The 23,531-nt window shown below is 60.8% G+C and carries 24 protein-coding genes and 6 pseudogenes; 16 read left to right on the top strand and 14 right to left on the bottom strand.

The window, feature by feature from the left end; genetic code table 11:
- Positions 1-20: 20 nt before the first annotated feature.
- The 4 genes from rnk to ACNFBT_RS17350 form a co-directional block, all read right to left on the bottom strand.
- On the bottom strand, positions 21-428 hold the full coding sequence (gene rnk, locus ACNFBT_RS17365) for a nucleoside diphosphate kinase regulator (protein WP_416751379.1): 408 nt from the start codon (positions 426-428) through the stop codon (positions 21-23).
- Between the two features lie 183 nt (positions 429-611).
- Positions 612-818, bottom strand: coding sequence for a DUF1289 domain-containing protein (locus ACNFBT_RS17360; protein ID WP_416751377.1), 207 nt, complete (start codon positions 816-818; stop codon positions 612-614).
- Positions 796-1,131, bottom strand: coding sequence for an iron donor protein CyaY (gene cyaY, locus ACNFBT_RS17355; protein WP_416751375.1), 336 nt, complete (start codon positions 1,129-1,131; stop codon positions 796-798). The genes ACNFBT_RS17360 and cyaY overlap by 23 nt, the downstream gene beginning before the upstream one ends.
- Positions 1,128-2,189, bottom strand: a complete 1,062-nt coding sequence (locus tag ACNFBT_RS17350) for an AraC family transcriptional regulator (protein ID WP_416751373.1) — start codon at positions 2,187-2,189, stop codon at positions 1,128-1,130. The genes cyaY and ACNFBT_RS17350 overlap by 4 nt, the downstream gene beginning before the upstream one ends.
- 154 nt (positions 2,190-2,343) lie before the next feature.
- Between ACNFBT_RS17350 and lptM the strand changes: the two genes are divergently transcribed.
- The 6 genes and pseudogenes from lptM (at position 2,344) to ACNFBT_RS17320 (ending at position 6,218) form a co-directional block, all read left to right on the top strand.
- Entirely contained in the window at positions 2,344-2,484 is a 141-nt protein-coding gene (gene lptM / locus ACNFBT_RS17345) for an LPS translocon maturation chaperone LptM (RefSeq protein WP_416751372.1), read from the top strand.
- Positions 2,485-2,542: 58 nt separating this feature from the next.
- Positions 2,543-2,806, top strand: a pseudogene (locus ACNFBT_RS17340) (diaminopimelate decarboxylase); the annotation flags it as partial.
- Between the two features lie 13 nt (positions 2,807-2,819).
- Positions 2,820-3,650: a diaminopimelate epimerase gene (gene dapF, locus ACNFBT_RS17335; RefSeq protein WP_416751370.1), complete on the top strand. Its 831-nt coding sequence runs from the start codon at positions 2,820-2,822 to the stop codon at positions 3,648-3,650.
- Between the two features lie 52 nt (positions 3,651-3,702).
- A complete protein-coding gene (locus ACNFBT_RS17330; protein ID WP_045215418.1) occupies positions 3,703-4,404 on the top strand; it encodes a DUF484 family protein in 702 nt (233 codons plus the stop codon).
- Between the two features lie 207 nt (positions 4,405-4,611).
- A complete protein-coding gene (gene xerC / locus ACNFBT_RS17325) occupies positions 4,612-5,529 on the top strand; it encodes a tyrosine recombinase XerC (RefSeq protein ID WP_416751368.1) in 918 nt (305 codons plus the stop codon).
- On the top strand, positions 5,526-6,218 hold the full coding sequence (locus tag ACNFBT_RS17320; protein ID WP_416751366.1) for an HAD family hydrolase: 693 nt from the start codon (positions 5,526-5,528) through the stop codon (positions 6,216-6,218). Before xerC ends, ACNFBT_RS17320 begins: the two co-directional genes overlap by 4 nt.
- Before the next feature lie 163 nt (positions 6,219-6,381).
- Here the strand turns inward: ACNFBT_RS17320 and sutA are convergent, their stop codons facing one another.
- The 4 genes from sutA to glnK form a co-directional block, all read right to left on the bottom strand.
- A complete protein-coding gene (sutA, locus tag ACNFBT_RS17315) occupies positions 6,382-6,708 on the bottom strand; it encodes a transcriptional regulator SutA (RefSeq protein WP_416751364.1) in 327 nt (108 codons plus the stop codon).
- A gap of 78 nt (positions 6,709-6,786) precedes the next feature.
- Positions 6,787-7,212, bottom strand: coding sequence for a secondary thiamine-phosphate synthase enzyme YjbQ (locus tag ACNFBT_RS17310; RefSeq protein WP_416751362.1), 426 nt, complete (start codon positions 7,210-7,212; stop codon positions 6,787-6,789).
- A 106-nt stretch (positions 7,213-7,318) separates the two neighbouring features.
- Positions 7,319-8,653 carry an ammonium transporter gene (locus ACNFBT_RS17305; RefSeq protein ID WP_416751360.1) on the bottom strand — a complete coding sequence of 445 codons (1,335 nt, stop codon included), beginning with the start codon at positions 8,651-8,653 and terminating at the stop codon, positions 7,319-7,321.
- 41 nt (positions 8,654-8,694) lie between these two features.
- Entirely contained in the window at positions 8,695-9,033 is a 339-nt protein-coding gene (glnK, locus tag ACNFBT_RS17300; protein ID WP_003457590.1) for a P-II family nitrogen regulator, read from the bottom strand.
- A 414-nt stretch (positions 9,034-9,447) separates the two neighbouring features.
- Here glnK and ACNFBT_RS17295 point away from each other — a divergent pair, with 414 nt between their 5' ends.
- A complete protein-coding gene (locus ACNFBT_RS17295; RefSeq protein ID WP_416751358.1) occupies positions 9,448-9,729 on the top strand; it encodes an accessory factor UbiK family protein in 282 nt (93 codons plus the stop codon).
- Positions 9,730-9,768: 39 nt separating this feature from the next.
- A pseudogene (locus ACNFBT_RS17290) lies at positions 9,769-10,623 on the top strand (YifB family Mg chelatase-like AAA ATPase); the annotation flags it as partial.
- 179 nt (positions 10,624-10,802) lie between these two features.
- On the opposite strand, the gene ACNFBT_RS17285 reads toward ACNFBT_RS17290, so the two are convergent.
- The gene (locus ACNFBT_RS17285; protein ID WP_416751356.1) at positions 10,803-11,693 is read right to left on the bottom strand and encodes a hypothetical protein; all 891 of its coding nucleotides are present in this window, start codon (positions 11,691-11,693) and stop codon (positions 10,803-10,805) included.
- A gap of 470 nt (positions 11,694-12,163) precedes the next feature.
- Between ACNFBT_RS17285 and ACNFBT_RS17280 the strand changes: the two are divergent.
- The 4 genes and pseudogenes from ACNFBT_RS17280 to ACNFBT_RS17265 all read left to right on the top strand — a co-directional run.
- Positions 12,164-12,295 (top strand): annotated as a pseudogene (locus ACNFBT_RS17280) (hypothetical protein); the annotation flags it as partial.
- A gap of 303 nt (positions 12,296-12,598) precedes the next feature.
- On the top strand, positions 12,599-12,946 hold the full coding sequence (locus ACNFBT_RS17275; RefSeq protein ID WP_416751353.1) for a hypothetical protein: 348 nt from the start codon (positions 12,599-12,601) through the stop codon (positions 12,944-12,946).
- Positions 12,947-13,833: 887 nt separating this feature from the next.
- Positions 13,834-14,388, top strand: coding sequence for a hypothetical protein (locus ACNFBT_RS17270; RefSeq protein WP_416751351.1), 555 nt, complete (start codon positions 13,834-13,836; stop codon positions 14,386-14,388).
- The gene (locus ACNFBT_RS17265) at positions 14,378-14,587 is read left to right on the top strand and encodes a hypothetical protein (RefSeq protein WP_416751740.1); all 210 of its coding nucleotides are present in this window, start codon (positions 14,378-14,380) and stop codon (positions 14,585-14,587) included. The genes ACNFBT_RS17270 and ACNFBT_RS17265 overlap by 11 nt, the downstream gene beginning before the upstream one ends.
- Before the next feature lie 51 nt (positions 14,588-14,638).
- Here the strand turns inward: ACNFBT_RS17265 and ACNFBT_RS17260 are convergent.
- The 4 genes and pseudogenes from ACNFBT_RS17260 to ACNFBT_RS17245 all read right to left on the bottom strand — a co-directional run.
- Positions 14,639-14,861: pseudogene (locus ACNFBT_RS17260) on the bottom strand (transposase); the annotation flags it as partial.
- A gap of 145 nt (positions 14,862-15,006) precedes the next feature.
- Entirely contained in the window at positions 15,007-15,582 is a 576-nt protein-coding gene (locus ACNFBT_RS17255; protein ID WP_416751349.1) for a hypothetical protein, read from the bottom strand.
- A gap of 320 nt (positions 15,583-15,902) precedes the next feature.
- Positions 15,903-15,998: pseudogene (locus ACNFBT_RS17250) on the bottom strand (IS5/IS1182 family transposase); the annotation flags it as partial.
- Positions 15,999-16,010: 12 nt separating this feature from the next.
- Positions 16,011-16,955, bottom strand: a pseudogene (locus ACNFBT_RS17245) (DUF4113 domain-containing protein); the annotation flags it as partial.
- A gap of 218 nt (positions 16,956-17,173) precedes the next feature.
- Here ACNFBT_RS17245 and ACNFBT_RS17240 point away from each other — a divergent pair.
- The 4 genes from ACNFBT_RS17240 (at position 17,174) to ACNFBT_RS17225 (ending at position 22,906) form a co-directional block, all read left to right on the top strand.
- The gene (locus ACNFBT_RS17240) at positions 17,174-18,349 is read left to right on the top strand and encodes an AAA family ATPase (protein WP_416751347.1); all 1,176 of its coding nucleotides are present in this window, start codon (positions 17,174-17,176) and stop codon (positions 18,347-18,349) included.
- Entirely contained in the window at positions 18,346-20,559 is a 2,214-nt protein-coding gene (locus ACNFBT_RS17235; protein ID WP_416751346.1) for a S8 family peptidase, read from the top strand. The genes ACNFBT_RS17240 and ACNFBT_RS17235 overlap by 4 nt, the downstream gene beginning before the upstream one ends.
- 31 nt (positions 20,560-20,590) lie before the next feature.
- On the top strand, positions 20,591-21,763 hold the full coding sequence (locus ACNFBT_RS17230; protein ID WP_416751344.1) for a S8 family peptidase: 1,173 nt from the start codon (positions 20,591-20,593) through the stop codon (positions 21,761-21,763).
- Between the two features lie 75 nt (positions 21,764-21,838).
- Complete coding sequence (locus ACNFBT_RS17225; RefSeq protein ID WP_416751342.1) at positions 21,839-22,906, top strand: hypothetical protein; 1,068 nt, start codon at positions 21,839-21,841, stop codon at positions 22,904-22,906.
- Between the two features lie 109 nt (positions 22,907-23,015).
- Here the strand turns inward: ACNFBT_RS17225 and ACNFBT_RS17220 are convergent, their stop codons facing one another.
- On the bottom strand, positions 23,016-23,351 hold the full coding sequence (locus tag ACNFBT_RS17220; protein ID WP_416751340.1) for a hypothetical protein: 336 nt from the start codon (positions 23,349-23,351) through the stop codon (positions 23,016-23,018).
- Positions 23,352-23,531 lie beyond the last annotated feature (180 nt).

The following is a 23,531-nucleotide window of genomic DNA, read 5'->3' as shown; positions in this document are numbered from 1 at the left end:
GGGTCTTCGCAGACCGCGGATCAGCGATCGAAGTCGCCGGCAGCCTCGGGCTGGTATTCCACTTCCAGCAGGGTCAGCTTCAGCGTCTTGCCGCTGGGCGCCGGCCAATCAATGCTCTGACCGGTGGTCAGGCCCAACAGCGCGGTGCCCACCGGGGCGAGGATCGACACTTTGCCTTCACCGCCGACGTCGGCCGGGTAGACCAGCGTCAGGTGGTATTCCTTGCCGCTGCCTTCCTCGCGGCAGCGCACGGTGGAATTCATCGTGACCACGCCCGGCGGTACCTCATCATGGCCAACGACCGTGGCACGGGCCAGTTCGGCCTCCAGCGCCTCGGCAGCGGGGCCGTACTCATCCAGGCTGTCGAGCATGCGCTCCAGACGTTGCAGATCGAGTCGGGTAACGGTGATGGCCGGTGAAGTGGTCATGATGGTTGGCAGTCTCCTTACAGGAGAGCCCCGGACGCTCGCGCGTTCGGGGCCCTGGGTGTTCTGGCAGTAAAGACGTTCGACAATCGAACGCACAATGAAATCCAAAAAAAGAAAAACCCCGCCCAAGGCGGGGTTTTCCCGGACACTAACACAGCACAGAAAATAAGCAACACCGACCAGTCACCACTTCGGCGCGTGGTTGTTTCGGCGCTTTTCGCAGTCCGCCAGGATCGCCCGGCGCCGCTCGTTGTCCGCTGCGCCCCACTCAAGGATCTCGCTGAGGGTACGAGCGCAGCCGAGGCAGACGTCCGCCTCGTCCAGGCAACAGTGCCGGCGGCAGGGTGAGGCTACCCTCGCCTGCGGCTCAGATTCCGGGGAAGTCGACATCCTCGCCCGCCTGTTCCAGCGTGGCGCGGTTGAGCAGCGCGCCCAGCGGCTCGCGGGTGCTGTCGCAGACCCACAGCGAGCCGGATTCGTCGTAGTCGAAGTGGAAACCGCCGGAGCGCGCTGCCACCCACAACTGGCGCAGGGCCGGCTGGCGGCTGAGGATCAACTGGGTGCCGTTCTCGAAGCGCACGGTCAGTACGCCGCTGGAGTTCTCCAGGTCCACGTCCAGGTCGCTGTCGTCGAAGGCGTCCTCCACCGTTACCTGTACGGCGTCCACCAGGTCATGGAAGCGGGCCTCGCTCAAAGTGCTCATGCATCGTCCTCGGGATCGGTCAAAGGCACCAGTTTACGCCGGTATTGGCCCAGACTCTGCCCCGTCCAGCGCCGGAATGCACGGGCGAGCGAGCCGGCCTCGCTGAAACCCAGCAGGTAGGCGATGTCGGCGCTGTCCAGCGCCGCATCGCGCAAGTAGTGCAGCACCAGCTGCTGGCGGGTTTCGTCCACCAATTGGCTGAAGGACAGGCCGGTGTCGCGCAGGCGGCGCTGCAGGGTGCGCGGGCTCAGGGCGAGGGTCTGCGACAGGCGCTCGAGGTCCGCACCCAGCTCCGGCAACTGGCGCGCCAGCTCCAGGCGGGCGCGGTCGAGCACGCTGTCGCCCTTGTTGATTTCCGCCAGCAGGCGCTCGGCGTAGGCGTCCAGGGTGCGCCGCACCTGGGCGTCGGCCTGGCCCAGCGGCAGCGCCAGCAGGCGCCTGGGAAAGACCAGGGCATTGTCCGGCTGATCGAACAGCACCGGGCAGCGGAAGATGCGTTCGTGTTCGCTGACATCCGCCGGCGCGCTGTGGCTGAAGCGCACCTCGCAGGGCGCCTCGTCCACGCCGCTGACCCAGTGGCCGAAGCTCACCCAGCCGGCCAGGGTCTCTTCGCTCATCTGCCGCTGCTGTTGCGGCAGCAGCGGCACCCAGCTGTGCTTCACCAGCGCCTCGCAACCCTCCCGCGGCGGCTCGTCGGCCAGCTCGACGCGACCGAGGTTGCCCACCAGCGCGGCATAGCGGGCCTGGCGGTGCAGCGCATCGGCGAGGGTCGCGCAGCTCATGATCAGGTAGCCCAGCACCCCGTAGTAGCCGGGGCGCACCGCCTCTCCCAGGTGCAGGCCGAGGTTGTCGTCGCCGCTCAGGCGCACGCCGACGCCCACCAGCTCCAGGTACGCACTGGCGGCGATGCGCTGGTCGCGCTGGGTGAGGATCGACGGTTCCAGTTGCACCGTCGCCAGCAACCGCGACGGATCGACGCCCTGGCGCTGCAGATGCTCCACGAGGCCCTGCAGGTAGGCCACCGACACCGAACTGGGCAGGGGATCGCGATAGTCCATCGGGCTTTCCGTTTTTTTGCCCGCAATCATAGGGCCAGTTGCCCGCCCCGCGCGAGCCGCAAGCCCCGCCGGGCGGGAGTCCGCTCGAATAGGCAAGCCGGCGGGGGGTCGGTATACTCCGGTCCAATTGACGCTTTATTACAAGGATTCCGCCATGAAGCGACTGCTGCTTCCCTTCGTCGCGCTGGCCGTGCTGACCGCCGCGCTGGCCGGCTGTGGCCAGAAAGGCCCGCTGTACCTGCCGGACGACCAGAAGGCCAAGAGCGAACACAGCAAGGACCGCTACGGTCTCTGAGGGCGTTCCCATGGACGCCTTCGACGTCCGCGACGGGCAACTGTTCGCGTCAGACGTGCCGTCACCGGCAATCGCCGGGCGTTTCGGCATGCCGCAAAGCGGTAACGGCGACCTCCTCGCCCGGCTCCGCAACCCCGTCCGCGAAGAAGGTGACCGGCTGGCCGTACGTTCGGTCGGCGCCTATGGTTTCGTCATGAATTCCAACTACAACACCCGGGGCCGCGCCGCCGAGGTGCTGGTGGATAGCTCGGCCGCGCACTGGGTGCGTCGCCACGGAACACGACAAGAGCTGTTCGCCGGCGAAAGCCTGCTGCCGGACTGAGGCCGAGACGACGATGCTTCTGCGCTTTACCAAGATGCATGGGCTGGGCAATGACTTCATGGTCCTGGACCTGGTCAGCCAGCACGCCCATGTGCAACCGCGCCACGTGAAACAGTGGGGCGACCGCAATTTCGGGGTCGGATTCGATCAACTGCTGATCGTCGAGCCGCCGAGCACGCCTGAAGCGGACTTCCGCTACCGCATCTTCAATTGCGACGGCACCGAGGTCGAACAGTGCGGCAACGGCGCGCGCTGCTTCGCCCGCTTCGTGGTCGACAAACGCCTGACCGTGAAAAAGACCATCCGCGTGGAAACCAAGGGCGGGATGATCGAGCTGACCATCGCCAACGATGGCCAGGTCACGGTGGACATGGGCGCGCCGCGCCTGGCGCCCGAGCAGGTGCCGTTCCAGGCCGACGCCGAGGCGTTGAGCTACAGCGTCGAGGTGGACGGCCAGAGCGTCGAGCTCGCCGCCATCTCCATGGGCAACCCGCACGGTGTGCTGCGCGTGGATGACGTGGACAGCGCCCCGGTGCGCACCCTCGGGCCGAAACTGGAAGTGCACCCGCGCTTCCCGCAGAAGGCCAACATCGGCTTCCTGCAGATCGTTAACCCGCACCTGGCGCGCCTGCGCGTCTGGGAACGTGGCGCTGGCGAGACCCTCGCCTGCGGCACCGGCGCCTGCGCGGCAGCGGTCGCCGGCATTCGCCAGGGCTGGCTGCAATCGCCGGTACAGATCGAGCTTCCCGGCGGACGGTTGTCCATCGAGTGGGCAGGACCGGGTCAGCCCGTTATGATGACCGGGCCCGCGGTGCGGGTGTTCGAAGGCCAGGTACGTCTATAAGGCCTGTTTCCAACGCCGCATGAGCAGGCGCAGGCAATAAACCGGGACGCTTATGACCGATACTCCGCAGGACCCCACCGTTACGCTCGAAGCCGAACAGGTCGCCGATTATCTTCGCCGGCACCCTGAATTCTTCGTCGATCATGACGAGCTGATCCCGGAGATGCGCATTCCGCACCAGCCGGGCGATGCCGTGTCGCTGGTGGAGCGCCAGGTACGCCTGCTGCGCGAGCGCAACATCGAGATGCGGCATCGGCTGTCGCAGCTGATGGACGTGGCCCGCGACAACGACCGGCTGTTCGACAAGACCCGCCGCCTGGTGCTCGACCTGCTCGACGCCACCAGCCTGGAGGAGATCGTCAGCACGGTGGAAGACAGCCTGCGCCACGAATTCCTCGTGCCCTATGTCAGCCTGATCCTGTTCAGCGACAACAACCTGCCGGTGGGCCGCTCGGTGAGCAGCGCCGAGGCGCACCAGGCCATCGGCGGCCTGCTGTCGGGCGGCAAGACCGTCTGCGGCGTGCTGCGCCCCCACGAGCTGGCCTTCCTGTTCTGCGAAAGCGAACGCGAGCAGGTCGGCTCCGCCGCCGTGGTGCCGCTGACCTTCCAGGGCCTGCATGGCGTGCTGGCGATCGGCAGCCCCGATCCGCAGCATTACAAGAGCTCGCTGGGCACCCTCTTCCTCGGCTACGTCGCCGAAGTCCTCGCGCGCACCCTGCCGCGCTTTTCCACGCCGCTGCGGTCGGTCCGATAACAGCAGCGGCACGCCTCACGCTGTATGAGCCTGTTCACGATCTCGCGAGCTAGAGCAGAACAAGGCAAAAACAGGCGAGGACGCGGAGTTTACGAGCTGTAAATGAGCAGTCCGAGCCTGTTTTTAACGCAGTTATGCCGACGCGCAGCAGATCGTGAACAGGCTCTAAGCTGCAAGAGCACGCATGCCTGTACTTGGAGCTGACGCTTGAAGCTTGAAGCCGACATCGACGCCTACATGGAACACCTGCGCAGCGAGCGCCAGGTGTCCACCCACACGCTCGACGGCTACCGCCGCGACCTGACGCGCCTGACCTCCCTCTGCGAGAAAGCCTCGATCGGCGACTGGCCGGCGCTGCAGGTGCGCGACCTGCGCCTGTTCGTCGCCCGCCTGCACCAGCAGGGCCTCGCCAGCCGCAGCCTGGCGCGCTTGTTGTCGGCCACCCGCGGGCTGTTCCAGTATCTGATCCGCGAAGGCCGCTGCCGGCACAATCCCGCCGACGGCCTGTCCGCGCCCAAGGGCGCACGCAAGCTGCCGCGCACCCTCGACACCGACCGCACCGCGCAATTGCTCGACGGCGGCGTCGAGGACGACTTCATCGCCCGCCGTGACCAGGCCGTGCTGGAGCTGTTCTATTCCTCCGGCCTGCGCCTCTCCGAACTGGTCGGCCTCGACCTGGAATGGCTCGACCTCAAGGAGGGTCTGGTGCGCGTACACGGCAAAGGCAACAAGGTGCGCGAGCTGCCCGTGGGCCGCGCGGCGCGGCAGGCCATCGAAGCCTGGCTGCCCTTGCGCGCACTGGCCTCGCCGCAGGACAACGCGGTGTTCATCGGCCGCAGCGGCAAACGCCTGACGCCCCGCGCCATCCAGTTGCGGGTGCGCGAAGCCGGCGTGCGCGAGCTGGGCCAGCACCTGCATCCGCACATGCTGCGACACTCCTTCGCCAGCCATATGCTGGAGTCGTCCCAGGACCTGCGTGCCGTCCAGGAGCTGCTCGGCCACGCCGACATCGCCACCACGCAGATCTACACCCACCTGGATTTCCAACACCTCGCCACGGTCTACGACCAGGCGCATCCACGGGCTCGGCGCAAGCACGATGGCGAGCCGGGAGCTGAAGAATGAGTATCCGTCTGGTCACCTTCGACCTCGATGACACGCTGTGGGACGTTGCCCCGGTGATGAACAGCGCGGAAGCCACCCTGCGCGAATGGCTGGCGGTGAACGCCGCGCGGCTCGGCCCGGTGCCCATCGAGCACCTGTGGGCGATCCGCTCGCGCCTGTTGGGTGAAGATCCGATGCTGCGCCACCGCCTGAGCGAACTGCGCCGGCGCATCCTGTTCCACGCGCTGCTCAACGCCGGTTATCCACAGGCTGAGGCCGGCGACCTGGCCGAGGCCGGTTTCCAGGCCTTCCTCCACGCGCGGCACCAGGTGGCGCTGTTCCCCGAAGTGCATCCGACGCTGGAACGCCTGGCCAACCAGTTCATCCTCGGCGTGCTCACCAACGGCAACGCCGACGTGCGTCGCCTGGGCCTGGCCGACTACTTCCAGTTCGCCCTGTGCGCGGAGGAGCTGGGCGTCGGCAAGCCGGACCCGCGTCCCTTCCAGGAAGCGCTCAAGCGCGGTGGCGTGGCGGCGGAGCAGGCGGTACACATCGGCGACCATCCCAGCGACGACATCGCCGGGGCGCGGTGGGCGGGAATGAAGGCGATCTGGTTCAACCCGGGGCACAAGGACTGGGACGGCGAGGAAGCGCCCAGCGCGATCATCCACAACCTGGCGGAACTGCCGGGGGTGCTGGCCCGCCTGTAGGAGCGAGCTTGCTCGCGAACCGCCTGAATCCCGCAGTTGCCGGGAACCCCGTTCGCGAGCAAGCTCGCTCCTACAACCCTGAATCCACGCAACAAGCAGACAATAAAAAAGCCCCGCCACTCCCTCTCGGGAATGGCGGGGCTTTTTCATGTCGCGTCAGATATCAGATAGGGCGGCTGCCGTATTTGCTATCCGGTTTCTTGGGCGGATCGGCAACCACGTTGGGTTCGATCTCCTGCACCTTGCCGCCGCGATTGAGGAAATCCTCCATCGCCTTGGCCAGGGCATCGCGCTCCTTCTGCTTGGCTTCGACCGAGGGCAGTTCCTCTTCCTCTACCGCGGCCTTGGCTTTCTTGCCACCGCCGGAAGAAGAAGGGGCTTCATCCCCATCGCTGCCTTCGGCTTCGCCATCGTCAGCCGCGGCGAGCTCCTCGCCATCGTCCTCGTCGGCGCCGTCCAGCTCGTCCTGTTCCAGTTCTTCGTCGCTCATTATTCAACCTCTGTGGTGCTGCAAAGCACGTTAGTTATAGCCCAGCTGCGCGCTTTGACGAACGCAGCTGGAAAAAATTCATACAAGCTCGCCCTGCCAGGTCGCCAGTATCCGGCGCGGGCCACCATGGTCACGGTGCTCGCCGAGATAGATACCTTGCCAGGTGCCCATTGCCAAGTGGCCATCCTGTATCGGCAGGGTCAGCTGGCAGCCCAGCAGGCTGGCCTTGAAGTGCGCCGGCAGATCGTCCGGGCCTTCGTAATCATGTTCATAGCCGCCCTCGCCCTGCGGCACCAGGCGATTGAAGAATCGCTCGAAGTCGCGGCGCACGGAGGGGTCGGCATTTTCGTTCACCGTCAGCGACGCCGAGGTGTGCTGCAACAGCAGGTGCAGCAGACCGACGCGGCACTGCGCGAGTTCCGGCAACGCGGCCAGGACCTCGTCGGTGACCAGGTGGAAGCCTCGCGAACGCGGGCGCAGGGTGATGGATTTCTGCTGCCACATGGCGGGCTCTCCTCCGTCGGGAACGGTGATGCGCGCGCATTCTAGCGTGATGCTCAAAAAAACAAAGGGCGCCCGTAGGCGCCCTTCGTCGAACTTGCGCGAAGCCTTACAGGTTGTAGCCGCGCTCGTTGTGCAGGGAGAGGTCCAGACCCATGGTTTCCTCTTCCTCGGTGACGCGCAGGCCGATGACCAGATCCAGCACCTTGAGGATCACGAAGCTGACGATCGCGGTGTAGGCGATGGTGAAGGCCACCCCCTTGAACTGGGTGAACAGCTGCGCGCCGATGTCGGTCACGGTGCCGAAGCCGCCCAGGGCAGGGGCTGCGAACACGCCGGTGAGCAGGGCGCCGACGATGCCGCCGACCGCGTGCACGCCGAAGGCGTCCAGGGAGTCGTCGTAGCCGATGGCGCGCTTGAGGCTGGTGGCGGCGAAGAAGCAGATCACGCCGGCGGCCAGGCCGATCACGATGGCGCCCATCGGGCCGCAGGTACCGGCGGCCGGGGTGACGGCGACCAGGCCGGCAACCACGCCCGAAGCGATGCCCAGGGCGCTCGGCTTACCGTGGGTGATCCACTCGGCGAACATCCAGCCCAGAGCGGCGGCTGCGGTGGCGATCTGGGTGACCAGCATGGCCATGCCGGCGGTGCCGTTGGCGGCAGCGGCGGAACCGGCGTTGAAGCCGAACCAGCCCACCCACAGCAGGGCCGCGCCGATCAGGGTGTAGCCCAGGTTGTGCGGCGCCATGGCGGCGTTCGGGTAGCCCTTGCGCTTGCCCATCACCAGAGCGGCGACCAGGCCCGCGACACCGGCGTTGATGTGCACCACGGTGCCGCCGGCGAAGTCCAGCACGCCCCAGTCCCACAGCAGGCCGCCGTCGCCGCTCCACACCATGTGGGCGATCGGTGCGTAGACCAGGGTGAACCACAGCGCAGTGAAGATCAGCAGGGCGGAGAACTTCATGCGCTCGGCGAAGGCACCGACGATCAGCGCCGGGGTGATGATCGCGAAGGTCATCTGGAACATCACGAATACGCTTTCGGGGAACAGCGCGGTGGCGGAGGTCAGGCCGGTGCTGGTCAGTCCGGCGAGGAACGCCTTGTCCAGGCCGCCGACGAAGGAGGCGAAGTTGACCACGCCCTTTTCCATGCCCACGGTGTCGAAGGCCAGGCTGTAGCCGTAGACGACCCAGAGGATGCTCACCAGCGCGGTGATCGCGAAGCACTGCATCATGATCGACAGCACGTTCTTGGCGCGCACCATGCCGCCGTAGAACAGCGCAAGGCCGGGGATGGTCATCAGCAGCACCAGCGCGCTGGAAATCAGCATCCAGGCGGTGTCACCGCTGTTCAGGACGGGGGCCGCGGCTTCGTCAGCCAAGGCCAGACCGGGCATTGCGAGAGGCAATAGGGCGCCTAGCCCTGCGTATCTGCGCAGAGTCATTGTTGTTTCTCCTGGGGCGTGGGGTTCGGTGTGGGCTTGGCTTAGATCGCGTCGGTGCCGGTTTCGCCGGTACGGATACGAATGGCCTGTTCCAGGTTTACGACGAAGATCTTGCCGTCACCGATCTTCCCGGTGTTGGCGGCCTTGGTGATGGCTTCGATAACACGATCCAGTTGGTCATCGGCGATGGCGACGTCGATCTTCACCTTAGGCAGGAAATCGACGACGTATTCCGCGCCACGGTACAGCTCGGTGTGGCCCTTCTGCCGGCCGAAGCCCTTGACTTCGGTCACAGTGATGCCCTGCACGCCGATCTCGGACAGCGACTCACGAACGTCGTCCAGCTTGAACGGCTTGATGATGGCTGTGACTAGCTTCATGTAACTCTCTCCCGTGTTTTGGTGGACCCGCCCCAGGAAGAACGAACCCGGGGACAAGTCTAAGCGCAGTGTCTGGCTTTTGTAATGCGCCGGCCGCCCTACCTCAGCACTCCGACTCTTATCCGGCCGCTTGATGCGTCGCGATCCCCCGCTTCGCCTGCCGCACCGGAACTGCATCGGTGCACGCCATACATGCCCCAAAGCATGAACCTTGCCAGCTCGGCGAAATGCCCGTGCTTTCAGCCACTTGCTGGAAATACTGGCGTTCTGGCCAATCGCCAGTCGCCATCGGGCGCACCGAAAGCGCGCACGCGCAGCGGGCATACTGCTCAAAAAGCGTGCAATCCCCCGCTCCGCTGCCAGCGCCGGCTGCGTGATAGACTGCGCTCTGATTCAATCCGGAACCCATGAACCATGCTGCCGCCCAAAGCCTTCCTCGATGCCATCAGCCAACAAGCCGGACGCCTGTTCGGTGGCGAATCGCCCCTGCCGAAGGCCGAGCTGGAAGCCCAGTTCAAGGTTCTGATGCAGAGCGCCTTCAGCAAGCTCGATCTGGTCAGCCGTGACGAGTTCGACAGCCAGATGGTGGTGCTCGCCCGCACCCGCGCCCGCCTCGAGGCACTGGAAGCCAAGGTCGCGGAAATGGAAGCCAAGCTCTCGCCGCCCGCCGACGCCCCGGCCGAACAAGCCGAATAAGCCCCTCCGGCGGGGCGGCATGTGATCAAGGAGTGATCCATGTCCCTCGCCATCGTCCACAGCCGCGCCCAGGTCGGCGTAGAAGCGCCCGGCGTCACCGTCGAGGCGCACCTGGCCAACGGCCTGCCGTCGCTGACCCTGGTCGGCCTGCCCGAAGGCGCGGTGAAGGAGAGCAAGGACCGCGTGCGCAGCGCCCTGCTCAACGCAGGCTTCGACTTCCCCGCCCGCCGCATCACCCTCAATCTCGCCCCGGCTGATCTGCCGAAGGATGGCGGGCGCTTCGACCTGGCCATCGCCCTGGGCATCCTCGCCGCCAGCGGGCAGCTCGCCGATGCCAGCGGCCTGGATGACCTGGAATGCCTCGGTGAACTGGCGCTCTCCGGCACCCTGCGCCCGGTGCCGGGCGTATTGCCCGCCGCATTGGCCGCTCGCGCCGCCGGTCGGGCGCTGGTGGTGCCGAAGGAGAATGCCGAGGAAGCCAGCCTCGCCAGCGGGCTGACAGTCTATGCGGTCGGCCACCTGCTGGAGCTGGCCGCGCACTTCAGCGGCCAGGAGCGCCTGCGGCCCTATGAGGCGAACGGCCTGTTGCGCAGCACCCCGCCCTATCCCGACCTCGCCGACGTGCAAGGCCAGACCGCTGCCAAGCGCGCCCTGCTGGTGGCCGCCGCCGGGGCGCACAACCTCCTGCTCAGCGGCCCGCCCGGCACCGGCAAGACGCTGCTGGCCAGCCGCCTGCCCGGCCTGATGCCGCCGCTGGATGAAGACGAAGCCTTGCAGGTGGCGGCGATCCATTCCGTCGCCGGGCGCGGGCCGCTGACCCACTGGCCGCAGCGGCCCTTCCGCCAACCGCACCATACGGCGTCCGCGCCAGCGCTGGTCGGTGGTGGCTGTCGGACCTCGAAATAAGTGCGAAAAATTCGAAATAGATGCGACAAAACCGCGTCAGCGGAACATGCTCTCTCTGCAATAACAAGAGTCGCTAAAGCTCGAGAGGGGCTGGCTTGAAGAGCCGCAGTTTAACGAGGGATGTCAAAAGAGCTCCTGCACTGATTTGGGGCCAGAGCACTTTCGTATCACGTAGGAAGAGAAGCGAGCATCGCCACCAGAGCCGGCAGCTGCTCGGCGGCAATGTTTCCGCCAGCGCCTTCCAGGATAGATCTGACTGACTGCAGGCACTCTCGGAGAATACTCGGACGAGGAGATGGAGCAGCTATTTGCGCTTCGATTGTTTGCAGGTCTGAGCTGAACTGGGCTCGCGCCTTGGGATCCGGAATTTGAGTTGTCACGAGGACCAACTGTTCGATCAGAGTCGACAAGGCCTCCAGATCCACGGCAGAGTTGATGACCTGATTGGAATTACTGGTTCCCTGCTGCACCTGCGAACCGTGCATATTTTCGATGTTGACGTTGTATGAGATGTGGCTTGCGGCCTGTTTCTCATCCTTTGAAAAGGTCATACCGTCTCCAATGATGCCTTGCTGTTCTAGGTCCAGAGCGAAATTTAGGATTTTATCTTTTACTGACGACACGATTCGTCGGAGCTGACCGACAGGTACGAGCAAGGAGGGCTCAAAAGGCTCCTCCATTCCGGCCATAATGTCGTGCGCAAGTTGATGAGAAAACGAGAGTCGAACCGAATTTTGTTGATTCTGGGCAATATCCGCTATCTCAGACAGTGGAAATCGAAGGGTCATCCGCGAAAGGTGGTGATCCATCGTCGGATCGTTGCTGCCAAGGGGAATGTAGCCGAGATAAGGATTAAAGCATTCCAGCTTGCCCCTCACTCGTCGGTAGTCGGGCGCCGCATCCGAACTGGGATAACCATCCATTTCGTTCTTCAGCCACTCATTAATCGACCCCATACCTAGCTTTACTGAAACCACCCGCGCCATCCTTAAAAGCTCAACGACCGAAACCGAGTCGGAATAACAGGCAGCTTGCAGTTCCAGTACCAGCCCAGTCATAGACGCCCCCTAGATGATATGCATCGTGCAAGCGTGCCACATAAATGCGGGGCGCCACACCCGCTTTCCAGCCCCTGGTTTGCTTGTCATGAGGAGTGCAGAGCCCAAGCATCCACCACCTTTTTTAAGACGACCAGCCTCCAATGACTTCACCCAGCAACTGGCCCACACTGCACCCGGGTCAACCTAGTGCCCACGATAGACCTCACGCGGGCAGGGCCATGTGCAGGCACACGTTGAAATAGCCTCACTACGGCGCATATAGTGGAACCGCACTACACACTGCCCTACCACAGGTAGACACAACCATGAACCGCCCAGAACCCACTGTGACAGCCATCGAGGAGGACACGACTAGTGTTGCTTCGGCTGAGTCCTGGGGCGAGAAGGAGGTAGCCCGTGAGATTGCGCTTCTCGAAGCGCACGTTCGCCAGGACACAATTACTAAAGCAGTTGATGCACTAGCCGCTCTGGATTTCGTAGCAGGAGACCATAAACAGAGCACAGTTGTAGTACCCAAAAGCATTCTTGATGAGCTGAACCAGAGTTACCTCGATTACGCGATGTCCGTAATCGTTGGTCGCGAGCTGCCCGTAGCCAAGGCTGCCAGAACCCTCCGCAGACTGTCCCAGCGCGCTGGAATGATTCTCGCCGCTCGGACAAACCTTGCATCGCTTCTCAAATTTGAGCTGAAGGCAGCCCTAGCTCTCCATCGCTTTGATGTAGCTTCTCGCGCTCTGTCTGCACAGGTGCTGAAACTCAAAAAGTCAGCTGAATCCGCCTGCTTCAGCAATCCTCTTTTCGCATACGGCCCCGAGCTGAGCGAGTTCCGACACCGATTCCGGTAAACCCCTCCTGCACCAAAAAAGACTTCAAACGCCATCTTTTTTGAGGAAGGGTCAACTATGACTATCCGAATTATTTCGGCTGAACACGAATCTGCCGGCACCATTCGCTGTGCCCACTGCTGGGACCTTCGAGCCACCCATATCGAGGTTTCGCATACGCACGACCATACCCCGGATGAGCATCTCATCGTCTGCGCTGAATGTGCCCGCCTTGCGGGGCTACTGACGTGTAGTGGCTGTGTTGATGAGAAGCTTTGGGTTCACTCCGGAGCCGCCTTCGGCGAGTTGACGCCGGTCTATGCGCCTAGCGAACTCATCGACAACTGCTGCGCCAAACACGCCAGGCTGTGTCTTCAGCCTGCGATGACTAAAGGCGTGTCCTCGCCGGAAATTCGTGCGAGCTGACATCGAAGATGAGGAGGGGCGGCTAGCCGCCCCTTCATTGGTCGGTACCGCGAGTATCCAAGGGCACAGTTGTCGAGCGGTCAGTGGGAGCAACCAGCTTGAGCACAGTCGGTGCAGCCGACTCGTTGGATGAGCTGATGATTGCTGCAGCAACGGAAGCACCACCCAAGCCGACCAGACCCTGCGCGACGAGTTGAATGCCTGAAACACGGTTGGCATTGCTGCGCCCGAAATTTGGCAATCCCCACGCTAATTCCGCTCACTCCCCCTCCCACTTCGCCCTTTTTCTTCACAAAACGCTCTCATTTCCTTCGCTGCCTCCACTCCCGCGCGCCAGGCCGGCGCGCGGGAGTTTTTATTAGCGATTTAAGTGTCGGGAAGAGATTCGGTAAGTGTCGGCCATTAACCAGCTGGTCAAAAAGAATCAGAAGAGGGTGAAGCTTTGCTCCACCAGTTATGCCTCTGCGAGGAGCTTATCCCTTAGTGCTGCCGCTTCGCGTCAGCGAATATGCCCCTTCGGGGGACTCTCTACCTTGAGCGCGCCAGTGAGATCTGAGCGGCAGCCCGTCTAAGCGGCGCGGCTACGCCGCCCTCTCCGGCGCTTCGCGCCTTCGCCCCTTTGGGCGCTAAGAAACCGGATAAATCACCCCCGCCCGACAAGGAGCCATCGGCCGAGTGCTCAACCGGGCGCGTGTGCGCGCTGGGCTGGACGCTACCCAGCGCCGGTTAGACCCCAAAAGCGTGCCGACCAGCTGGTGGAGCATAAGTCGTGCCACCAGTGACGTGACGCAGCTGCCTGCGTTTATTACGATTGCCAGCTTTCAGATCATGGGTTCGCCGCAACGAGTCCAATCGATTATTCACGCGTCAGCTTTGGTACTCAGGGAATGGATGCAGACGAATTACTGGCCTACAAGGTCTCTGCTCGGGACAGCGCTCAATCCGAAATGCTGGAAAGGTTCCCTCATTTCCTCGATCACCCCATTGTGGTGACGGAGATTAATGAGGCCGCCATCGACTCCTACGAGACCTGGCTCAATGATGAGTTCGACTTTGGCTTTGAGCGTGTTATTGGGTGGAAGCGCAGGCCGGCGCATGCCAAAGCGATCGACATTGCTGTCTGGTGTGGCGATCTCCTGGCCGGACTGTGCTGGGCATCTCCCCAAGACAGTCCCAACAAGATTTTGGTCCTGTATCTACAGCGCAACCCCGACGACACCCTTCCGACTCGGGGTTACATAGCCCCAATCTGTCTAACCGCCGTGAGGAACTACGCGCTTCTCCTGGACCTCAAATGGGTAGTGATTCAAGATCCCAACCCTGATGCTCGCGAAGCTTACTTCCGAGAGCAGTTCCACCAGGTGCCAGGCATCGGTCTTGCTTACGATTTGACCAATGATTATGCTGCCTTAGACGAAGAGGTGGACGACCATGAGCGCTAAAGCCGCCAATCAAGACAAATTTTCCGCTGCTAAAGCGAAGTCAGATGCGAAGCTCTCGCGTTTGCGGAAGTCCAGCAGCTACAAGAGCTTCTGTAGTCAAGATGCTGTTGAGGCTTTCGCTGAGGTATCCGGCTCCGGCTATGCGGGGAAATCGCAGCGCAAACCTAAGCCTTCCCGCGACAACTCGCCAAGCTGCTAAGAAAAACCGGGTATAGCCCGGTTTTTTGCGCCTCTGGTCTGTCCCGGGCTGATCCAGCATTTCTTCCGGCCCCCTTTTCCCGGCACCTAAAGAGGCTCGGCTTGCACGTACCACGGTGGATTCGATTACCTAGGTTCAGCATTTCCTGATTCATCCGCACATGCAGACGCTCAAGAAACTGATCGAAGGTGCCGTCGCCTCGCCAATCACGAAAGCGCTGTTTCATCGGTTACTTAGGACCGAAGCGTTCCGGCAGGTCGCGCCAGGCTGCCCCTACATGCGCAATTGCACTGACTTGACCACTCGATTGCATTCCACCTGACCAACTGTTTGCATTCGTGTTGACCACCTATTGCATGCCACTCGACCAGTCGTACCGAGTATCGTCCGGCTGCAATCGACCCAAAGCGGCCTCTTGTTCAATGTGCGCTACTTACCTTTCGCTTGGCACGGCGGTACATGAGCCAGAGAATAGTGGAGAGAGCTGCAAATAGGCCGACGGCGATCCACAGAAGATGAGAACGCGTGTGCTGTATGCGAGCCAATGTCTGGTTTCGGCTGATGACCTCTGTATCGGCATGCTTCAGAATGACCAGCCTGTTAGTTCCGACCAGGGGCGCAAGCCATATCCGAGTCCAGGAAGCAACGACTTTCTGGCCGGCATAGTGCAATGCCTCTTCATTGGTGAGGCATCCTGAGTAGCCGCCAAGATGATCAATGCAGGTCAGGAGCAGGGGCTCGCTGTCGTGAGTGATTACGGTGTAATAGTTCTTTCCGATCCGTTCAACGGAAAGAAGCCCCGTAGTTTCGTTCAAGGCTGTTGGAATCTGGATGGCGTAGGCGAATAGCAGCAAGGTTGCCATGGCCAGAATATAGACCAACTGGGCCCAAGCCATATTCCGGCGCAGTTTCTTAAGGGCGGCAGCATCGGAGTGTTCCGGACGAGGCGGACTTCCAGGTGCGGATGGGATGGGGGCCGGCGAACTCATGGCCACGGCGAATCCTCCATTGACTCGACTGACTCGAGCATAGATCAGTAGTTACCCTGGAGAGCGAATACCTCAGAAGGTGGGGCCTACGGCGCTCTCGTCGACAGTTCTGTCGGCTTAATGTGGCCGATATTCCGTATCAGCGCTCGGTCAGGTCTTGGGAATACGATGACACTGGCTCTGAGCATGTGGACGATATCTGTCCAACGTCCGCTCCTGGCCGTTTTCTGCCGGTCGCCTCTTCGGCGTTACTGGTCAAGTCGGATGCAAACGGTGGTCAGCGGCAATGCAATTGGGCGGTCAAGTGCGATGCAATTACGCACTACACATAGAATCCAGAAGGTGCCATTGAGTACCAGTCGATCATCACAGCGCGGATTCCCCATCTTCTGCTCTGGTGAAACCAGATCCTTGATCTTAATCGCCGTTTACTGTTAGCAAACCTTCCAGAGTTGGTCGATTCGAGTTGTAAAGCTTTGACTCATTAAATCTCGTCTCATGCCCCAATCAGGCTCCGCAGGTACGACTCCTGGTCGAACTGTTCCCCTGCCCCGACGTGCGTTAATCGCATCCATCACGGCCATGGCCTTGGTGGCGCGTTCTGGTTGGATGGGGGCGAATAGGTCGCCGGTGAACTCTCCGGGCTGGCGTAGATCCAGCAGCAACACCTCCGCCTTGCTGAAGGCAAAGCCTTCCCGGTAGACCAGTTCCAGGCCGTCGGTGGCGGCCTTGGTGATCAGGCGGGTGTCGTCGGTGGGGTATGGCAGTTCGACGCTGACGCCCTTGGCGAACTTGGGTTCGTCGGGGTTGAACATGCCGGTGCGGATGCTGACCTGCACGCGCTTGCAGTAAGAACCCTGCGCGCGCAGCTTCTCGCAGGGGCGGGCGGCATAGGTGGCCACCGCCTCGCGGATCGGCGGAAGTTCGTGCAGACGCTTGCCGAACATCCTGGAGCAGCAGATCTCCTGCTTGGGTGGCGCGGCCTCCTCCAGCTCCAGGCAGGCGATGCCACTCAGCTCCCGGGCGGTCTTCTCGATGACCACGTTGAACTGCTTGCGTAGCGTCCAGGCGTCGGCCTGGGCGAGATCCCAGGCGGTGCGGATACCCTGAGTGTTGAGATGCTCAGTCATGCGCCGACCGACGCCCCAGACGTCACTGACGTCGCAGGCTTTCAGTAGGCGATCGCGGCGAGCGGGATCACGCACGTCGAGCACGCCACCGGTCTGTGCCTGCCGCTTCTTGGCGCCGTGGTTGGCGAGCTTCGCCAACGTCTTGGAGGTACCGATACCGACGCCGACGGGGATACCAGTACATCGCAGCACCCGGGCACGCATCTCGCGGCCGACGCGCACCAGGTCGCCGGGAATGCCAGTAAGGTGACCGGCTCGGGATGCAAGCTGAGCCAGTTGAACCGCGATACGCCCCCCTCATCATGGTCATCCCTCTCCGAATCGTCCCTCCAGCATCAGTGCTCACTCTGTGAAATAGGCACACCCACTCAGCTCGTCAGAGCCGTTAGGATGGCAGTGCCGCGCTTGTGCTATAATCTAGCCCACTCAGTATTAAACATTAAATCCTTATTATTCAGTGACTTAGAATGACATCGGACGAAAAAGAAATCGTTGCAACCGATTTAGCCCAGGTTGCTCGCCTCGCATTAGGCGAGAAAACCGATGACGCACGCCTATTCATCGCTCGACTAGTGAGGAAATACCGCAGCACAGAGCCCAAACTCTCCGAGCAGCTCGATGAATACCTGCGAGCAAACGCCCCCAAGTCATCCTCCAACTTGATGCGCAGAGATCAGCCTCCCATCTCGAAGGGGCACGACACATCAGTCCCTGTAGACGATGAATCACGCCTGTCACTGCTGAAAGTGTTCCGGGACGAGCCATCCAGAGCGTCTCCTCTCTTAGCCGAGACGACAAAAGATGGACTTGAGCAGCTTATTCACGAGCGCCGGCAGATCAAAAAGCTGGTCGGACTGGGTCTCCAGCCAACTAAGTCAGCCATATTCGTGGGCCCTCCAGGCGTCGGAAAGACCATCACTGCTCGCTGGATAGCCTCTCAGCTAGGGGTTCCCCTCTACGTCCTTGATTTAACTGCAGTCATGAGCAGTCTGCTGGGGCGCAGCGGGACCAACCTCAGAGCGGCCCTCGACTTCGCGAAGCGGACACCATGCGTGCTGCTGCTGGATGAAATTGACGCTATCGCGAAGCGACGCAGCGACGACAGCGACATTGGCGAATTGAAACGCTTGGTCACCGTAATTCTGCAAGAAGTGGACGAATGGCCCGCAACAGGACTTCTATTAGCTGCCACCAATCACCCAGAACTCATTGACCCAGCCCTCTGGCGTAGATTCGATCTGGTCGTCGAGTTCAAAGCCCCCAATCCAGAAGCAGTGAAGGCCGCTATTCACCGCTTCCTTGATCGGGACGCAGCTGAGTTTAAGGACTGGATAGACATACTTTCGTACGCCTTCCAGGGCCTATCTTTTAGTGATATTGAAAGAGAGATTCATCGATTCAGGCGGGCTCTCGCTCTCGGCAGTGCGACCTCTCAAAGCCTTATCGAAGATGCAGTGCGCACCAGGTCTGCATCTCTAGATCGACAGTCCCAGATAGAGTTTGCGCTGCTGCTGGATAGCCAAACAGACTTATCCCAGCGAAGCATCCACGAAATAACCGGCGTGAGCCGTGACACAATTCGAAAACACAGGACTGCAGACAAACCTGCACCACGAACCTCAAGGAAGAGAAATAGCGTATGAGCCAAACGAACTTTCTCATTGGTCGCGGCGAGCTTTTGACGAGCGACATCAAGGGGCCGAGAAGGAATCCTGATAAGTCAGAGGTCTACACCCTCCACCAAGCACTACATCGCCTTGAGCCTGAAGCCACTGAAACTGCAGCGGCGCTAGACAAGCTTCCAGAAGCGGCTTGCCCACATGACTTCGGGGTAGCTCGGCTCATCATGAATCCGAGCTATATCGCACGCTCCTACTTCCCCGCGAATCTGCTTCGAGCAGCAGGTCTCGAGTCGCTGGGCAGCCGGCAAATCAACATCAAGCCTGAAGGCTGGAAGCGAAAAGGCGAGCCTCGAGAATGCGCAACCACGGAGATTTTCGTGGCGGGTAAACGCCAAGCCTTCCGCTCGCTAGGTGAGTGGATGCTGGAGGTAGAAGACGAATCCGATGAAGCGTTGGACTTGCGCCGCATTGAACACATTTCAGTGTTCGCGCGCGAGCAGCGCATCGCCAATCCCGGCAGCCAGAAAGACACTTTCTTCGAGTTCGGAATCCACCTTCTGCCTGATGAAGGCAGCAGCTTCATCCAACGTGCCTTTGCACAGATGGCTGAATCTTTAGGCCTTACCGTGCATAGCGACTATAGCTTCGAAGCGGGCAGCCTTTGGTTCGTTCCCGTTGAGGGCCCTCAGCAAGCTGCACTCCAGCTAGCCGAATTCGTATTTGTTCGTGTGGTTCGCCCCGTGGCAAAAATGCGCAGTCTGCTGCCAAAGCTTGGCCGGGGAGGCCCCAAAATCGAGTGCATGCTTCCGACTCAAGACCCCCTCTCGTCAGAACCTCGCGTTGCAATCTTGGACGCCGGTCTGCCAGAGCAGCACGCCATCTCAAAATGGCTGAAGAATTATCGAGTCCTGGATCCCGCGGCGGCCAACGCCCCCAATGGACCGGAGCACGGCCTAGCCGCAACGTCTGCCTTTCTGTTTGGTCCGCTACAGCCAGACGACGTCGCCGCTCGCCCCTATGCCTACGTTGATCATTTAAGGGTTCTTGATGACGAGTCCCATAACGAGAATCCGCTCGAGCTCTATCGAACCCTGGGGCATATCGAGGAGGTTCTGCTATCCAGGCAGTACGAGTTCATCAACCTCAGCGTAGGGCCTGAAATTCCGGTCGAGGACACGGAGGTTCATCCTTGGACGGCTGTCATTGATGAGCTACTCAGTGATGGCAGCACGTTCATGACGGTTGCCGTCGGCAACAACGGCGCCATGGATGCCACCCTCCGCAACGACCGCATTCAGGTTCCGTCAGACTGCGTCAATGCAATTGCAATTGGCGCCGCCGGTGGCACTGGAGATACCTGGAGTAGGGCTCCATACAGCGCCACAGGCCCCGGGAGAAGCCCCGGCATCATCAAACCAGATCTCGTAGCCTTTGGTGGCAGTACCAAGGAGTATTTCCATGCACTGCTGCCAGGAAAAGTGCCCCAATTGGCGCCTTACCGGGGTACTAGCTTTGCCTCTCCATACACACTGCGTAGTGCCGTTGGTGTACGCGCGATTCTAGGCCAGGATCTCTCCCCACTAGCCATCAAGGCACTTCTTATCCATGCCGCCGACCAGAACGGCCATGACACGAAAGAAGTGGGCTGGGGAAAAATTCCCGACGACCTCATGGAGATCATTACCTGCCCTTCGGGCGTGGCAAGGATCGTCTATCAAGGAGAGCTCAAGCCCGGCAAGTACATCAAAGCTCCGATTCCGCTCCCCGATGAAGGGCTGTCCGGCATGGTCACCCTGAAGGCAACCTTCACCTTTGCCAGCGCCACGGATCCACAAGACTCCTCTTCCTATACTCGTGCCGGCCTCGAAGTCACCTTCAGACCAAACGGGGACCGGATCAAGGAAGGGAAAAGCACCGCGGACACAACATCCTTCTTCAAGAAGAAGAAATTTGCCACGGAGGCGGAATTACGCGCTGACTCTGGCAAGTGGGAAACCGTGCTGCATGACCAGAAGCGCATGCGAGGCAGCAGCCTCAATAATGCCGCGTTCGACATTCACTACATCGCCCGCGAGGGCGGCGGCACTGCCGACCGAGCCAAGAAGATCAAATACTCATTGATCATCACTGTAGAGGCCCCAAAGCACCCTCAACTCTACGCTGACATCTTGCGGGCCTACGCCACACTGATCCCAATTCAGCCTCAGGTCTCGCTGCCGGTACGCCTATAGGTCAGCACAACTGCATCACAAGGAGGTGGTTATGGATACGTACATCATTCTGCGCAAGCCCGAAGAGCCCCGCCCGCGCACCCGGGAGTTCACAACTCGGACATTTGGCTTGACGAGAGGCATAAGCGCTAGCCCGCAACTTACAGTCGAGCGCGTCCCGTCTCACGCCATCGTTGGCCTGAAGAAGGACCCTCAAGTTTTAGCTGTAACCCGCACCATGCCCACCAAGCTCATTCACCCGTTCGCGAGCACTCAGGCCTCCACCAGTGAGGCCTGGGGCATCCCGGCCGTAAATGCCGACACCTCCCCCTACACAGGCGACGGCGTCACTGTGGCGGTACTCGATACTGGCATTGACGCCACCCACCCTGCGTTTACGGGAGTGACCCTTGAGCAAAAGGACTTCACCGGTGAAGGGCTAAATGACACCGATGGCCACGGCACACACTGCGCAGGAACCATTTTCGGCCGAGATGTGAACGGCACCCGAATAGGAGTGGCACGCGGAGTCCAGAAGGCACTGATTGGGAAAGTCATTGGAGACAGCGGCGGCAGCTCCGAAATGATCTTTAAAGCACTCCAATGGGCAATGAACTCTGGCGCAAACATAATCTCCATGTCGCTCGGCTTCGACTTCCCAGGCCTAGTAAATCGCCTTGTTAAAGCTGGATACCCAGTCGAGCTGGCCACCTCCAATGCACTTGAGTCTTACCGCGGAAACCTGCGTATGCTTGACGCAATCATGCACACGTTCAGCGCCCAGTCCGCCTTCGGAGACAGCCCCGTCGTCATTGCGGCTGCAGGCAATGAGAGCCGGCGCGATGTCAGTGATGATTTCAAAATTGCAGCCTCGCTACCCGCTGCCGCAGATAACGTCATTTCTGTAGCTGCGGCTGGAAAGCAAGGAAGCGGGTACGGCATCGCCGCATTTTCCAACATTTACCCAAGGGTCAGCGCCCCTGGAGTAGATGTCCTTTCCGCATGGCCAGGGGGCACGCTCAAATCCCTAGATGGCACAAGCATGGCCTGCCCACATGTTGCAGGTGTTGCAGCGCTTTGGTGGGACTACGCGCTGAAAACCAATGCAGTCTCAGCATCTGCCCTCACTACAGCGCAACTCACCGCCACGGCAAGTGCACAAGACTTTTCTAACGAGTTCGACAGCACAGACTATGGCTTCGGCCTTGTGACGTCACCGAGGTAGCCTGCCCGATGACCACGACAGAGCTCTTAGAGAAACAGCCCCTCGAGCCACACCTCAGCCAACACAGGGAAATCCATGAGCGCTGAGTATTATCGCCGCCAAGTAGCTCAGCTCAGGGACAAGATTTCCCGGCTATCGGTAGATAAGAGCAAAGCCGCCGCTAAAGCTGCGCAGGCCCGAAAGAAAGCCCTCGAAGCGGCAAGCGCGGCGGCTCGCTCTCAGTCCGCCTCCACTAAAACGTCCAAGACCCGCGAAGCACAGCGCCATCAAGCCGATGAAAGTCGAGCACAGGACACCCTGCGGCAAGTGGAAAACAAGATTCAGACGGAACAAAAGAAGCTACTCGCAGCCGAGAAAAACCTTAGCACTGCCGAAGCTAACGACGCGAGAAAGCAGCAGACAGCTCAGCGCCGCGCAGACCTTGAACACGACCGCGAGATGGGGCGCATCCAGCAAAGCCTCAGCCACCACGCGCATTTACATGAAGAAACAGCCAAGGAGCTTGATCGGCTCAAGGCACTTCCTGAGGAGATCGTGGTTGCGTTCTTCGCCTCGGACCCTGGCAGTACCAATGAGAACAAGCTGGCCCTAGACGAAGAGGCTCGGCTTATTGGCATCCAGATTCGCGCCTCCAAGCACCGGGACGCAGTAAAGCTTGAATCCCGCTGGGCAGTCAGACCGATGGATCTTCTACAGGCAGTAAATGAGCTGCAGCCCACCGTTGTGCACTTCAGCGGCCACGGCTCGGCACTTGAGGAACTGATCCTCCAAGACGATTTCGGCCAGCCCAAGCTCATTGCCAAGCAAATCATTGTGCAGACGCTTTCTCTGACGTCCGACAGCGTTCATTTGGTCTTTTTCAACACCTGCTTCTCCCGAAATCAGGCTCAGGAGTGCGTGCAGCACATCAATGCTGCGATTGGCATGAACCGAGCGATCCAGGATGTCGCAGCAAGGGTCTTCGCAGCCCAGTTCTATTCGTCCATCGGTTTTGGACTTTCCATCCCCAAGGCCTTCGAGCAAGCGCGCGCACTGCTGCTTATGGAGCACCCTAGCCAGGCAGACATACCGGCTCTATACCTCAAAGAGGGAGTAGCCGAGGAGGATCTGGTCCTAGTCACTCCGCAGCCTAGCAAAATCTAGTTTTACACTGGATCCACAACCCCTACAGATCAGTAGGCTTTTGGCCACCTAAGTAGTTTCAGGCCTAAGAAAATGCTACCCAGCAAATGGTTAGCCCGCCCCTGAGGAGTCATCTGTTTGCCACCGCCCTGATAGCTTTCCTCGCAGAAAACTCATCCTCAGCTCCACTCTCGAACTTTACGACGAAACCTTGCGACGTCCCCCCGCTAGATCCGGCACCCCGGGCGATGTCGCGAGCATAAAAGGCGACCGGGACGGAAGGCAGAGGCCAATCGGTGTACTCGCAGTATTTGATATAGAGCTCGCGGAGCAGGTCGAAATCGATGCCCTCAGCGATATCCTCCCCTCCACTAGCTAAATTCTCGTCTCGGAGACCGTAGAAAAACGCTTCGGCCTCCTTTTGAGATGCAAAGCTCCGATCAAGAATATTCAGCGGTTTCGGCATTGCGTTTCCTCCCTGGGGTCCTGTGAGATTCCACCAGTCAAAAAGTAGTCCTCCTTACGAATTTGCTCAGCCATGTCGGGGCTACCTAAATAGCCCACCAAATTAAACATGGTGTCCTCTGCAAGAGCGCTTGGCGAATACCTGGACGAACCCACCGTCCCCACCCCATCCAATCGGCTC

The organism is Pseudomonas sp. NY15181, assembly GCF_048068055.1.
In the GTDB taxonomy this organism is placed as follows: domain Bacteria; phylum Pseudomonadota; class Gammaproteobacteria; order Pseudomonadales; family Pseudomonadaceae; genus Pseudomonas.
Note: the sequence above shows the minus strand (reverse complement) of the source record. Positions and strands in the feature narration are given on the sequence as shown.